This window comes from Vibrio sp. YYF0003 (assembly GCF_036350715.1).
Lineage (GTDB): Bacteria > Pseudomonadota > Gammaproteobacteria > Enterobacterales > Vibrionaceae > Vibrio > Vibrio natriegens.
In genome coordinates, this window is sequence record NZ_JAZDWA010000002.1 from 229,025 (window position 1) to 242,941 (window position 13,917).

Annotated in this window: 14 protein-coding genes; 7 read left to right on the forward strand and 7 right to left on the reverse strand. The window is 44.1% G+C overall.

All coding sequences use genetic code 11. The features are described from left to right. Nucleotides 1–109: 109 nt before the first annotated feature. Nucleotides 110–910, reverse strand: a complete 801-nt coding sequence (locus V1U08_RS07530) for a hypothetical protein (RefSeq protein WP_065296836.1) — start codon at nucleotides 908–910, stop codon at nucleotides 110–112. Between the two features lie 340 nt (nucleotides 911–1,250). Between V1U08_RS07530 and potA the strand changes: the two genes are divergently transcribed. The 5 genes from potA (at nucleotide 1,251) to V1U08_RS07555 (ending at nucleotide 6,449) form a co-directional block, all read left to right on the forward strand. Beyond that, entirely contained in the window at nucleotides 1,251–2,426 is a 1,176-nt protein-coding gene (potA, locus tag V1U08_RS07535) for a spermidine/putrescine ABC transporter ATP-binding protein PotA (protein ID WP_162470574.1), read from the forward strand. Next, entirely contained in the window at nucleotides 2,407–3,267 is an 861-nt protein-coding gene (gene potB / locus V1U08_RS07540) for a spermidine/putrescine ABC transporter permease PotB (RefSeq protein ID WP_014231828.1), read from the forward strand. The genes potA and potB overlap by 20 nt, the downstream gene beginning before the upstream one ends. Next, nucleotides 3,267–4,037: a spermidine/putrescine ABC transporter permease PotC gene (gene potC / locus V1U08_RS07545; RefSeq protein ID WP_065302498.1), complete on the forward strand. Its 771-nt coding sequence runs from the start codon at nucleotides 3,267–3,269 to the stop codon at nucleotides 4,035–4,037. The genes potB and potC overlap by 1 nt, the downstream gene beginning before the upstream one ends. 106 nt (nucleotides 4,038–4,143) lie before the next feature. Next, the gene (locus V1U08_RS07550) at nucleotides 4,144–5,175 is read left to right on the forward strand and encodes an extracellular solute-binding protein (protein ID WP_014231826.1); all 1,032 of its coding nucleotides are present in this window, start codon (nucleotides 4,144–4,146) and stop codon (nucleotides 5,173–5,175) included. Between the two features lie 236 nt (nucleotides 5,176–5,411). Next, the gene (locus V1U08_RS07555; protein WP_014231825.1) at nucleotides 5,412–6,449 is read left to right on the forward strand and encodes an extracellular solute-binding protein; all 1,038 of its coding nucleotides are present in this window, start codon (nucleotides 5,412–5,414) and stop codon (nucleotides 6,447–6,449) included. A gap of 66 nt (nucleotides 6,450–6,515) precedes the next feature. Here the strand turns inward: V1U08_RS07555 and cobB are convergent, their stop codons facing one another. Further along, on the reverse strand, nucleotides 6,516–7,238 hold the full coding sequence (gene cobB, locus V1U08_RS07560; RefSeq protein WP_014231824.1) for a Sir2 family NAD+-dependent deacetylase: 723 nt from the start codon (nucleotides 7,236–7,238) through the stop codon (nucleotides 6,516–6,518). A gap of 120 nt (nucleotides 7,239–7,358) precedes the next feature. Between cobB and V1U08_RS07565 the strand changes: the two genes are divergently transcribed. Next, nucleotides 7,359–7,535: a hypothetical protein gene (locus tag V1U08_RS07565; RefSeq protein WP_014231823.1), complete on the forward strand. Its 177-nt coding sequence runs from the start codon at nucleotides 7,359–7,361 to the stop codon at nucleotides 7,533–7,535. A gap of 79 nt (nucleotides 7,536–7,614) precedes the next feature. Here the strand turns inward: V1U08_RS07565 and V1U08_RS07570 are convergent, their stop codons facing one another. Beyond that, a complete protein-coding gene (locus V1U08_RS07570; RefSeq protein WP_330470328.1) occupies nucleotides 7,615–8,835 on the reverse strand; it encodes an ammonium transporter in 1,221 nt (406 codons plus the stop codon). A 314-nt stretch (nucleotides 8,836–9,149) separates the two neighbouring features. Next, complete coding sequence (locus V1U08_RS07575) at nucleotides 9,150–10,568, reverse strand: MATE family efflux transporter (protein ID WP_330470329.1); 1,419 nt, start codon at nucleotides 10,566–10,568, stop codon at nucleotides 9,150–9,152. A gap of 133 nt (nucleotides 10,569–10,701) precedes the next feature. Between V1U08_RS07575 and V1U08_RS07580 the strand changes: the two genes are divergently transcribed. Then, nucleotides 10,702–11,583 (forward strand): helix-turn-helix transcriptional regulator, encoded by an 882-nt coding sequence (locus V1U08_RS07580; RefSeq protein WP_330470330.1) that lies wholly within the window; start codon nucleotides 10,702–10,704, stop codon nucleotides 11,581–11,583. Here V1U08_RS07580 and V1U08_RS07585 read toward each other — a convergent pair. The 3 genes from V1U08_RS07585 to V1U08_RS07595 all read right to left on the reverse strand — a co-directional run bounded on the left by V1U08_RS07585 (nucleotide 11,544) and on the right by V1U08_RS07595 (nucleotide 13,906). Further along, a complete protein-coding gene (locus V1U08_RS07585) occupies nucleotides 11,544–12,158 on the reverse strand; it encodes a sugar O-acetyltransferase (protein ID WP_014231818.1) in 615 nt (204 codons plus the stop codon). The two genes, V1U08_RS07580 and V1U08_RS07585, sit on opposite strands and share 40 nt — an antisense overlap. Before the next feature lie 295 nt (nucleotides 12,159–12,453). Next, a complete protein-coding gene (locus V1U08_RS07590) occupies nucleotides 12,454–12,870 on the reverse strand; it encodes a hypothetical protein (protein ID WP_014231817.1) in 417 nt (138 codons plus the stop codon). Beyond that, nucleotides 12,854–13,906, reverse strand: a complete 1,053-nt coding sequence (locus V1U08_RS07595; RefSeq protein WP_014231816.1) for a formate dehydrogenase subunit gamma — start codon at nucleotides 13,904–13,906, stop codon at nucleotides 12,854–12,856. Before V1U08_RS07595 ends, V1U08_RS07590 begins: the two co-directional genes overlap by 17 nt. Between the last annotated feature and the right edge of the window lie 11 nt (nucleotides 13,907–13,917).

Genomic DNA, 13,917 nt, shown 5'->3' on the forward strand with positions numbered 1-13,917 from the left:
AGTTGAATCGTAGCTTGTGCTTCTGATAGGCCATTTCACATGGGTTTGGTGTTGATATAAAAATGGCGACTATTTGTAAGCCGCCATTGATTGTCATTGAAATGATACTTTACGCGTCGAAGACCTGAGATTTGCCGTCGTGATCATTATCATTGTTTTTCTCTTTCGCGACTATCTTAAGCTTGATACCAAACATCTCACGGTAAAGTATGCCCTTCATGTGGAAGAAGAATGGCAGCACCAAAATAAGCCCGATGCCGTAGAACATGGCTGCGATAATAAACATGAACATCACGCCAAGGTACAGGATGGCAACGACGAAAATCTTTTTGTTTACTGCTCTTAGTGAGAGTAATAACGATTGCATTGGCGGCACGCGTTTCTCACAAATAAGTAAGATAGAGTGACTGAATGCCAGAGAAAGGTATAACGATAACGGAGCCAGAAGCATTCCCACGAGCCCTTGAAGAGTCAGACTCATTAACGTTGCCAGAATAACCGGTACCGTAAATTGTAACCCTTTACCCACGTGACGAAGTTTTGTTTTTAGCCCTGCTACGTGACTCATTGCCATTAAACTGATGCCTGCGTAAATCGGAGCGCTGATCACTTCATAGCTAAAGTTTGCGATATAAACAGCAGACACAATGTCGGTTGAAAAAGAATCTGGGTTTTGTATTGCATCCAAAATGACACTTGGGTCACCCAGTTGTAGCTGCAATGCGATATAGAAAATGCCTACCTGAACCAAAAGCAAGACGATAATCGCAGGAGAAAATGACAAAAAGTGTTGAATGGTGGCGCGCCATGCTTCGCTAAAAACCGCCCCGGCTTTCAGCTCGTAGTTGCCAGACAAAGCTCGCTCTACACTTCCTCCAAGGTTGAAATCGTTCTCAAAGTCGTTGTTCATATATTATCCAAGATTCACTTGTGAAATTTTTACTGGGATACCAGTCAATTAGTGTGTCCGACATTATAAAGAATTCTAGCCACGTCTAAAATCATAACTCGCGCTCAATTCTTGCAATATCCATTATTTGGTTGATAATTGGCCACTACAAGGCCATGAAATTGAAAACAATTGTTGCAGAGTTGTAACCCTTATAAATGCTGTTGAAATTCGGACGAATCTTTTAAAAACAGTATGGTAAGGAATGATGACTTTTGCCCGTAAAATTTTTTCTGATTCGAGACTAAAAAATGCTTTGATTTCACAATTTTGGTGATTATGATGCGCGCCTCAAAAGTGAATGGCTAAAGTCACATCAATTGGCGTAAACCCAAATTTGAACGTGGGAGAAATACAGACGTTGAACGCTAAACAGCAAGCAGGAAATCCAGTTATTCGTTTATCTGGCATTAGTAAGAGTTTTGATGGTAAGGAAATCATCAGCAATTTAAATCTGGATGTTAATCATGGTGAGTTTCTAACGATTCTTGGTCCATCAGGTTGTGGTAAAACAACCGTTTTGCGCATGGTCGCGGGCTTTGAGGCGGTAGATAACGGTCAAATTATTTTGGATAACCAAGATGTTACTCAGGTTCCTGCTGAACAACGACACGTCAACACCGTATTCCAAAGTTACGCACTATTTCCACATATGACTGTTTATGAAAACGTTGCGTTTGGTCTTCGTATGCAGAAAACGCCTGCAGCTGAGATTGAACCGCGAGTCATGGAAGCGTTACGTATGGTGCGTCTTGAAAAAATGGCTCAGCGTAAACCACATCAACTTTCAGGTGGCCAGCAACAGCGTATTGCTATCGCTCGTGCGGTAGTGAACAAGCCAAAAGTATTGTTGCTTGATGAATCGCTTTCTGCACTGGATTACAAATTGCGTAAGCAAATGCAGATTGAGCTTAAACAATTGCAGCGCCAGCTAGGCATCACCTTTATCTTTGTGACGCACGATCAGGAAGAAGCGCTATCAATGTCAGACCGCATCATCGTAATGCGTGACGGTGTCATTGAGCAGGATGGTTCTCCACGTGAAATTTACGAAGAGCCTAAAAACCTGTTTGTTGCGCGCTTTATCGGCGAGATCAACGTATTCAATGCAACCATGTTAGAGCGCATCGATGAAAAACGCATTCGCGCTGACATTGAAGGTGTTGAGTCAGTGGTTTATTACGACGACGAAGCACAAGCTGGCGATAAACTCCAAGTTCTACTCCGCCCTGAAGACTTACGTATCGAAGAGATCAAAGAGTCGGAAGAAAAAGGCATTGTTGGTCACGTGACGGAACGTACCTATAAAGGTATGACGCTAGATTCTGTTATCGAACTCGATTCAGGCATGCGTGTAATGGTAAGCGAATTCTTTAACGAAGATGATCCTGATGTGGACCACTCACTCGGCCAGAAAGTCGCTATTACTTGGGTTGAGAGCTGGGAGGTTGTCCTCAATGATAACCAAGAAGATTAATCTTCAGAACGCAATCATTACCCTAATTGTTGGTTGGCTGACACTGTTTGTGTTGGTGCCAAACTTGATGATTATCGGTACAAGTTTCTTAACGCGTGACGAAGCGAACCTAATCGAACTCACCTTTACGTTGGATAACTACGTTCGTCTGTTAGATCCGCTGTATGCGAAAGTGCTCATGCACTCGTTCTACATGGCGATCATTGCGACGTTGCTGTGTTTAGTGATTGGTTACCCATTTGCGTATATCGTCGCGAAAATGCCAGAGAAATGGCGTCCGTTTATGCTGTTTTTGGTGATTGTACCCTTCTGGACGAACTCGTTGATCCGTACGTACGGCTTAAAGATTGTTTTGGGTACTCAAGGCATTTTGAATAAGTCGCTGATGGCGATGGAAATCATCGATAAGCCTTTGCGACTTATGTATACCGAAACGGCGGTAATGATTGGTCTCGTGTACATCTTGCTTCCATTTATGATTCTGCCGCTTTATTCGGCGATTGAGAAGCTAGACAACACCTACATCGAAGCTGCGAAAGATTTAGGCGCGAACAAGTTTCAGACGATTACCAAAGTTATCCTGCCTTTGACGATGCCTGGCATCATCGGTGGCTGTTTGTTGGTGCTACTTCCTGCGCTTGGCATGTTCTATATATCGGACCTTCTGGGCGGCGCGAAGAACCTGCTGATAGGTAACGTAATCAAGAGCCAGGTGCTGAATGCACGTGATTGGCCATTTGGTGCTGCGACCAGTATTGCGCTCACCATTGCCATGGCGATTATGCTATACGCCTACTATAGAGCAGGTAAGTTATTGAATAAGAAAGTGGAGCTAGACTAATGGGACGCACAGTTAGATTTAGCTTTATGGCACTGGTTTACGCATTTTTGTATTTGCCAATCATCGTGCTTATTGTGAACTCATTTAATGCGAATAAATTTGGCATGAAATGGGGTGGATTTACCACTAAGTGGTACGAAACCTTAATTAACAACGACAGCCTGATGCAGGCGGCGTGGCACTCGTTAAATGTTGCCGTATTTTCTGCAACAGCTGCTACTATTATTGGTAGTTTGACGGCAGTTGCCCTATTCCGCTATTCCTTTAAAGGGAAAGGCGCAGTAAACGGCATGCTGTTTGTTGTAATGATGTCACCAGACATCGTGATGGCAATTTCATTGTTGGCGCTGTTTTTAGTGCTGGGTGCACAGCTTGGTTTCTTTACACTGTTGATTGCGCACATCACCTTCTGTTTACCATTTGTCGTGGTAACGGTTTATAGCCGCTTGAACGGCTTTGATGTGAAAATGTTGGAAGCAGCAAAAGACTTAGGTGCAAGTGAATGGGTTATCTTGAAGAAGATCATCCTTCCCCTGGCGAAACCAGCGGTTGCAGCAGGTTGGTTATTAAGCTTTACCCTGTCTTTGGACGATGTGATCATCAGTTCGTTTGTGACAGGCCCAACCTACGAAATCTTACCATTGAAAATTTACTCAATGGTGAAAGTGGGTATTTCACCGGAAGTGAATGCCCTGGCAACGGTTATGTTGATTGTTTCTTTGGTACTTGTGGTGATTTCTCAGTTGCTTGCAAGAGAAAAAGTAAAGTAAAATCAATACCCGTTAACATCACGAAACAGAATGGTTACATGCCATTCTGTTTTTCTATCTATCGTCCAAAATAGTTTGGACAACGTTTGGTTTGGAGCTAACGTCAATGAAAAAATGGGCTACTTTATTAGCTGGTAGTGCATGTGCGCTTTCTCTGTTCTCAGGTTCAGTGGCAGCGGACGATAATGAATTGGTATTTATGAACTGGGGTCCTTACATCAACAGTAATCTCCTGGAACAATTTACCAAAGAAACTGGTATCAAAGTGATCTACTCAACTTATGAGTCGAACGAAACTTTGTATGCAAAGCTAAAAACTCATAACGAAGGTTATGACTTAGTGGTACCTTCTACTTACTTCGTAGCGAAAATGCGCGATGAAGGTATGCTACAAAAGATCGATAAATCTAAGTTGAAAAACTTCGGCAACCTTGACCAGAACTACCTGGACAAACCATTCGATCCTAAGAATGACTACTCTATTCCTCACGTTGTTGCAATTACTGGTCTAGCTGTCAATACCGACATGTACGATCCAAACGACTTCCAAAGCTGGGCTGACCTATGGAAGCCAGAGCTTGAAGGTCAAGTGATGCTAATGGACGACACGCGTGAAGTATTCCACATTGCACTGCGTAAACTAGGTTATTCAGGTAACTCAACGGATCCAAAACAGATCGACGAAGCGTATGCAGAGCTACAAAAGCTGATGCCTAACGTGCTTCTATTTAACTCTGACAACCCAGGTGCACCATACATGTCTGGTGAAGTTGGTGTTGGCATGCTTTGGAACGGCAGCGCAGCAGCAGCTCAAAACGAAGGTCTAAACCTTAAACTGGTATTCCCGAAAGAAGGCGGTATTGGTTGGGTTGACAACTTCGCTATCTCTTCTGGTGCGAAAAACGTAGAAGCGGCGCACAAGATGATCGACTTCCTATTGCGTCCTGAAATCGCAGAGCAGATTTCTCGTGACACTGGTTACCTGACCGCAGTGAAAGCGTCGAACGAGAAGTTTAAAGACGTTGCTCCTCTGTTCCCTTCACAAGAAGACCTTGACCGTGTTGAATGGCAAGACTCTGTGGGCGATCTGACAGTGAAATACGAAGGTTACTTCCTTAAGCTAAAAGCTGGCCAGTAATCGAATTTGCCGCAGGCAAATTGACCAAAATGAAAATAGGCAGCAATGGCTGCCTATTTTTATAATTGACTGATATAATTATACCTTGCTACGTCTATTTGGTTCGACTCGTTTCATCTCAATGGAGTGAGAGGCATCGAATTTCATAGACAGAATTGTACTTAATGCAATTTGGTTCAACTTAATCATTACCGCTAGTATTGATTTGTCCAATCGCTAAACAAAACGGAAAACAAATGAAAAGTAAATTCTACGCAAGCGCTCTATGTGCAGCGACTCTGTTCGCTACTCCAGCAATAGCGGCTGATCAAGAACTCTACTTCTACAACTGGTCTGAATACATTCCAAACGAAGTTCTTGAAGACTTTACAAAAGAAACAGGAATCAAGGTGCTTTACTCGACTTACGAGTCTAACGAAAGCATGTACGCGAAGTTAAAAACACAAGGTTCTGGTTACGACTTGGTAGTACCGTCTACCTATTTCGTATCTAAAATGCGCAAAGAAGGCATGCTTCAAGAGATTGACAAAGAGAAGTTATCCCATTTTGCCGACATCGATCCTAACTTCTTAAACAAACCTTTTGATCCAAATAACAACTACTCTATCCCTTATATCTGGGGTGCGACAGGCATTGGTATCAATGCGGATATGCTGGATAAGTCATCCGTCACAAAATGGGACGACTTCTGGGATAGCAAGTGGGAAGGTCAATTAATGCTGATGGACGATTCTCGTGAAGTTTTCCATATCGCATTGACGAAACTTGGTTACTCACCAAATACGACAAACCCTGATGAAATCAAAGCTGCTTACGAAGAGCTGCAAAAGTTGATGCCAAATGTGTTGGTGTTTAACTCTGATTTCCCAGCGAACCCATACCTAGCGGGTGAAGTTTCTCTTGGCATGCTGTGGAATGGCTCTGCTTACATGGCTCGTGAGGAAGGCGCGAACATTGATATCATCTGGCCAGAAAAAGGCACAATCTTCTGGATGGACAGTCTTGCGATTCCTGCGGGTGCTAAAAACGTGGAAGCCGCACATAAGATGATCGACTTCCTGCTGCGTCCAGAGAATGCGGCTAAGATTGCACTGGAGATTGGTTACCCTACTCCAGTTAAGACGGCGTTTGACCTACTTCCAAAAGAATTTGTTAACGACCAAAGCATCTTCCCTCCGCAAGAAGTGATGGACAGCGGTACTTGGCAAGATGAAGTTGGTGAAGCGAGTGTGATGTACGATGAGTACTTCCAAAAGCTAAAAGTAAACAACTAATACCAGTCAAAGTATAAAGAAAAAAGCGGCCAACTAAATTGGCCGCTTTTATTGTTTTTGAAGGCTTTATTTTGCTTCTAAAGATAAAATTTCATTCACCAACTTTGGCACTTCGATACTTGCCTTGCCGTAGCGTTTCTCTTCGAACTCACTTTCTATTGCACTTGGCTCTAGATTAATCTCGATGGTATGTGCGCCGTGCATTTTTGCATCGTGGACAAATCCAGCCGCAGGATACACCACACCAGATGTACCAATAGAAATAAACAAGTCCGCTTGTTCTAGTGCTTCGTAAATATCACCCATGCGCAGAGGCATTTCGCCAAACCAAACAATGTGAGGGCGCATTTGGGACGGAATTTGACAACAGTGGCAAAGCTCACCGGTTTCGATATCCTCAGTGTGTTCTATCACCTGATGCGATTCGCTACAGCGGGCTTTGAGCAGTTCGCCATGCATGTGGATGACATTGTGGCTTCCGCCTCTTTCATGCAAATTATCGATATTCTGCGTAATGACGGTCACTTTGCCATCCAGCTCTGCCTCAAGTCGCCCTAAAGCGAGATGCGCTGCGTTTGGCTGTATCGCCTCGTCCTGTAGCTTTTTACGACGTTGATTATAAAATGCCTGAACAAGGTCGGGATCTCGCTCAAATCCTTCAGGGGTTGCCACGTCTTCAATACGGTGGTTCTCCCAAAGGCCATCTTGAGCTCGAAATGTTTGAATGCCGGACTCTGCTGAGATACCTGCCCCAGTAAGTACTACAATGTTTCTATACGGGAAATTCATAACTGATCCTTGTTGTTCTTTTTCATTAGCTTAACACTGAAACAATATCAGCTGTAGTAATATGGATTAGACAATGGTAGTAATGAACAATAATAAAATGATATTTTGAGAGGAAAAGCAATGAGACACGTATCTCTGGCTCTTGTCTTACTTACGACTCTAGCGGGCTGTCAATTGACCAATGTTGAAGGTGAAATTGATGATGTGAGAGTGAGCGTTGGTACCAATGATCATGACAGGCACGATGGTCATGGTAAATTCTGCCCTCCGGGTCAGGCAAAAAAAGGAAATTGCTAGAACGTATTGAAACGCTCGACACCGAGATGAACAATACCTCGATAAAAAGAGCGGCGCAATGCCGCTCTTTTGCATTTTGTTAATCTTCGTTAGTTGAAGAGATTTTGTGGATAGCTAAGTCGGCACCATTAAATTCATCTTCTTCAGACAATCTAATGCCCGTAACTGCGTTAATTGCGCCATAGACAGCCAACGCACCTAATACAGCAATAGAAATACCTAATACGGTTCCCATAAGCTGAACAACAAGGCTAACACCGCCTAACCCGCCTAACGCTGTTTGTCCAAAGATGCCCGCAGCAATGCCGCCCCATGCGCCACAAATACCGTGAAGAGGCCAAACACCCAACACATCGTCAATCTTGGTTTTGTTTTGTAGATGTGTGAACAGGTAAACAAAGAGCACGCCCGCAATCGCACCTGTCACCAGCGCACCAATTGGATGCATAAGGTCAGAGCCCGCACACACGGCAACTAATCCAGCCAGAGGGCCGTTATGGATAAAGCCCGGGTCATTTTTGCCCGCGATAAGTGATGCAATAATGCCACCAACCATGGCCATCAATGAGTTCATTGCGACCAGACCGCTGATTCCAGAAATCGCTTGAGCCGACATTACGTTAAAGCCGAACCAGCCCACACAAAGAATCCAGGCACCAAGCGCTAAGAATGGAATGTTTGATGGTGCAAAGTTGGTATGTTTGCCTGCGCGAATGCGCCCTTTACGCATACCTAAGAAAATGACGGCAACGAGAGCAATCCAGCCACCCACTCCGTGGACAACGACCGAACCTGCGAAGTCATGAAAGCCAAAGCCAAAACTTGCTTCAAACCAATCTTGGACACCAAAATTACCGTTCCAAATGATGCCTTCAAACAGCGGATAAACGATACCTACCGTGAAAAATGTCGCAATGAGGATAGGATAAAAACGCGCACGTTCGGCAATTCCCCCAGAGACAATCGCTGGTATAGCGGCAGCAAACGTTAGCAAGAAAAAGAATTTAACAAGCTCATATCCATTGCCTTGAGACAGTGTCTGCGCATCGGCAAAGAAAGTACCGCCGTATGCAACCCAATAGCCAATAAAGAAGTAGGCTATGGCAGAAACACCAAAATCGGCCAAAATTTTAACCAACGCGTTAACTTGGTTCTTTTGACGTACGGTCCCTACCTCAAGAAAAGCAAAACCTGAATGCATCAGAAATACCATGATGGCGCCAAGCAATAAAAATAAGGTGTCGGAACTTTGGGTCAGGGTTTGTACAGCTCCGTATACCTGACTTACAGTTTGAGTCATTCTCGTTACACTCCATGCAGCAATATAAATAATCGCACCAAGCAGGTGCTTAAAAATTATCAATTCACAAAAATGGTGAATTTATTATGTTTGTACACTGCTTAGGCAAAATATGTTCCAGACTGTTTAAACTAGCTTGCATTGTTATGCGGTAAAACATTAATCCTATGAATATTATTGATATTTATAAGTTTTAGTGAGTTTTAAGTCTAAGGTTTGGTCAATACAGAAACCAAAAAAGCGCACCAAATTAGTACAAATGTACCGATTTGGTGCGCACCATTAGATGGAACAATAATTAATCAATAAGGAATTTAGTTGGAGGTTACGGTTTGTTTACTGGGTTCCGGCTCAGAAAGCTCCTTTCTATCCTCAGATATTAGATTATTTAACCATTTACGCTGTAACACTCGATAGATGGCTAGCCCGGCTTTGACCACTTCTTCCGTCATAGAGATCAGATAAACCAAATAAAGAGGCCATAGCCATTGCAAAGCACTAAGGTACACCAATGGAATACCGATACACCACATACAGAAAAGGTTAAATAACGCTGCAAACTTTATATCACCACCACTGCGTAATACACCAATGACTGCCACTGTATTAAACACTTTAATACACAGTGCTGATGCGAGAACGGCTAACACATAAATTGCATTTGTTAGGGTTTGTTCGTTGAGCTTACCAAACAGCGGCACAATTTCCTCTCTTAGTAAATAAAGGACAATACCGACCAACACAGCAACGCCAGTGCCCAGCCATAAAAACACTTTTGATTGTGACCATGCCTGATGATATCGGTTTGCGCCCAACTCATGCCCGAGCATGGTCGAACACGCTAAAGCAAAGCCAAGGAAAAACGCGTATAGGCAATTTTCGAGTGGGCTCAAGAGGCTCATTATCGCCAAAGCTTCAACGCCCATTTGGCCGTAGATAAAAGCATAAACTAAAGTACCTAAAGCCCAGCCTCCATCATGTAACATCACGGGAATAGCGATGGCTGCAAATAGCCTAATGTTCTTGCGACTAAGCGCATTTTCAACATCGTTCTGTGTTGGTATCAGCCATTGTTTTTTCCTCCAGATGAGCCCCACAATACACACAGTTTGCAGCAATCGCGCGATGGTTGTTCCCCAAGCACTGCCTGCAACACCAAGCTCTGGGAACCCTAAGTTGCCAAAAATTAACAACCAATTTAGTGCAATATTAAGAGCTACTGAGATTAGGCTAATTATGGTGGGTGTTTTACTATCTCCTGTTGCGCGAAGCGCTGCTTCAATGGGTACGACCAAACACGTGAAGAACAATGATACCCCGGTTATCTGCATGTATTCCGCGCTCAACAATACCAACGGGGCGTCTTCACTCGCCAAGTGCAAAAACAGTCGGGGATGGATGCTATAGAGCGCAATAAATGGCAACGATATCAGTGTTGCAGCCATAACGGCTTGTACAACACAACGACGGATCCCTGCCTCGTCTCCACTACCATAATACTGTGCTGCCAGTACATTCACGCCACCTGTGATTCCAAGGATCAATACCAGATTAAAATAGAAAATCCGGTTGCTGAGTCCTACCGCAGCCACTTCAGTCTCCCCAAGTTGACCGACCATCATGATATCGACCAGGCCTAATACCGCGTACAGCAATAGCTGTAACGCAAATGGTAAAGCAATGGAAAAAAGTCTGGGAAAAAAGGTGCTATCGTAAAGTGATTTTGATCTCATATCATTGCCTGCGGCCCTGAGAACGGGCTAATCAAAATAGAGAATCCCACTATAAGAAGTACGCCACTATCAAGAAATAGGATAAACTCGCATCAGGATGGGAAAAACTATCAGGGGAAGGAAAAATCAAGGTATGACAACAACATGGCGAGACTGTTTAGAAGTAGACGACGCTACCGAAGAGCGATTTATAAGCCCTGAAAATGTATTGCCGTTGGCCAAAAATGACGTGCACTTATGTGGCGTTATGAAGGCTAAGCAGCACTATCGTGTCTGCCGTACACGGCCTGGTTTTCATGTTTTTCTTTATACTATTCATGGGCAAGCGCGCTTGTTTACTCCCAATAACACACTTTCCATAGAAGCTAATACGTTAAGTCTGGTACCCGCTGATAGCATATGTGGATATGAACTGGTGGGTGATGAATGGGAATGTGCTTGGCTAAGTGTCGATAATACCAGGCAGTGGCAAACACTTTCTGGGAGTGCTCCCGAAGTGATGCACTGTGAACAAGCTTTGTCTGTTTATCACTTGATGCATTTGTTGCACCATGAACTCAAAGCCATTCACGTAAATGATGGTAGCATAGGAAGTTGTGGCCAACTTTTGGTGGATTTGATCCGTAGGTCCTTGCAGCAAAGAGCCGTCGTAGATCCAATAGAAGTAAAACTTAGACAACTGTTTAGTGAGGTTGAAAATCAGCTGCATTATCCTTGGTCTATCGAGGAGCTGGCAGCGCGAGTGCACTATTCGCCACCACACTTTCACAGAATATGTTTGAAATATTTTGAGCAGAGTCCAAAGCAGTATCTACTTGCACTAAGAATGACCCGAGCTCGTCAACTGCTACAGGGTCAGCACCTTAGTATTAAGCAAGTAGCACATAGCCTTGGTTATTTTGATGTCAGTTATTTTTCCAATCGGTTTAAAAAACATTTTGGCGTGGCACCAGGTGCCGTGCAGCGGAATGCAAATTACAGCGAGTCAGCCTCTGCAATAGGCTCTGAGGCCTGATTGCTAAGGCTGTTGCTCTTGAAGTCAGGGGCCGATAGTTGCTTTATCACCTTGCATGGAGAGCCTACCGCTACTACGTTAGCCGGAATATCTTTGTTTACCACACTGCCCGCACCAATCACCGTGTTATCACCTATGGTTACCCCAGCCAACACAATGGCACCAGCACCAATCCAAACTCGGTTACCAATATGAATCGGCTCGCCGCAAGAGATAGGAGCAACCCGGTTTTCAGCCAATATAGGATGGCCAGCGGCACATAACTGAACTCTTGGTCCTATCAGCACATTGTCACCAATATGCACCTCGGCAATATCGGTTACCACTAAGCCATAGTTAACAAATCCACCTTGACCGAAAAAGATTTTTTCACCTAAATCACAGTGGAATGGTGGCACAATTTCATTGTTGTGATAACGGCCCAGCAACTGACCGAATAGTTGATGGCGTTTTTCTTTTTCCCTGGGATGAGTGTGATTAATCTGCCACAGTAGATCCTGTGCTTTATCAACTCTCGCCTGAAATGATGCGTTATATGGTTCTAACGTACTGAAATCATCCACTGTTGTGTGCATAACAACCTCCCTTGATACGACAAGAACTAGCTCAACTAGCCAACGTTTTTATTATAAGTAGAATCAAACGGACTGACTGTTGGATAAACTCGCATGACTTTGCAGGAAACTATCATTCTAGCGTTAAAAAAAAGTTTAACGTGAATGTTGGTTGGCAACAGTTTGAGTTAACCGTAGTGATATTTTCATCGTACTGCTGGGAGTGGGATAAGGTTTAGAATGAAATGAAAGTATTCCTACTGATTGATAATATTAGCGTCATTCCTACTCTTAATAAGAATGACGCTAAGGAGACCTACAAGTTAGGACCTGTAGAAGGTCTGTGCGGCTTGTTATTACGTAATTGATGCATGCCTTGAAGCATCCGCCACAGCCACACGCCTATCGCTACAACGGCGAACACACTGCCAATGTATGGAATAACATACGCGATGTTATCTAACATTGTGCTACGCACCCAATAGTCACTGACCCCTTTTAACACACCATTTGTGGTGGCAACGGTCACGATTAAGACAACAAAGAACGTGAGGTACAGGAAGAAAGTACGAATTAGCCCGTAGTAATGCGAGATAACCACATCACTGTCTTCGCCTTTGTCCAAACGATAACCAGCATAAATAATAGCGACAACGCCTGAGATCAAAAACGTAAACGGGGTAAAACAACTCAGGATGTACGCAACCCAAATCCCGTTATGATGTTTGTTCATTCGCTTTCGCTCCTTTATCTGTTGCTTTAACCTCGTCTGATTCTCCCATTGCCTCTTGAGATTTGACTTCTTCGTACCAGAGATCGTGGTGCTCTTTCGCCCATGTTTCGTCAACCTCACCCGTTACCATGCCTTCCAGTGCGCCTTCCATACCGAACAAGCCGATATAGATGTGGAAAACAAAGCCACAGATAAGAATGAGTGCTGAGACTGCGTGAATCAGGTTAGACAACTCCATATCACGGCGGGTTTGATCAAAGATAGGGAAATCCAAAACCAGACCACTTGCTGCAGCGATTGCACCGACAAAAATGAGTAACCAGTAAACCGCTTTCTCACCACCGTTTGAGAAACCTGCCGATGGATGAGTGCCTTTGTGTTTACCAACCATCCCGCCCATTTTCATGAACCAACGTACGTCTGTCATGTTCGGGATCGATTTACGCCACCATTTCAGCAGAATTAACATCAGCAAGATAAAGAACAGCGGCCCCATGTAGTTGTGGTATTGCTTCGCCAACATAACGATGAAACCCCAGAACTCACTAGGCACGTATGGCTTCAGGAAGTGTTTGCCGTAAACAAGCATCAACCCACTGAACGCCAGGGTTAAAAAGGTAAACGCCATGCTCCAGTGCAGTGCACGATCGAGTCGAGACCAGCGCTTAATCTTTTTGCCTGTGCGAGGCTTACTTAGCATCAGAGGCCCGACAAAGACATAAGCCAATACAACCATCGCGATACTACCGAAAATAGCGATAGCACCGGCTGGTGACATCCACTTTTCTTTCAGGATGTACCAGGTTTCGCCCGGCTTACTGATTAGCACGCCATGCTCAGGTGATTGAGACGTGGTGTAACCTGACTCACCCTGCCTGATCTGACGCCAATAATCCGCCCCTGCGAGTTGTGTCATTTCCTGCTGCACGACTTTGGAAGATTGCTCTTCTGCGGACGCTGGCATAGCAAAAGTCAGCAGTAATGCTGTCATGGCTGACAGCATTACCAGAGACGCACGTTTTAGAGTGTTTAACATGTGTCTCTCCT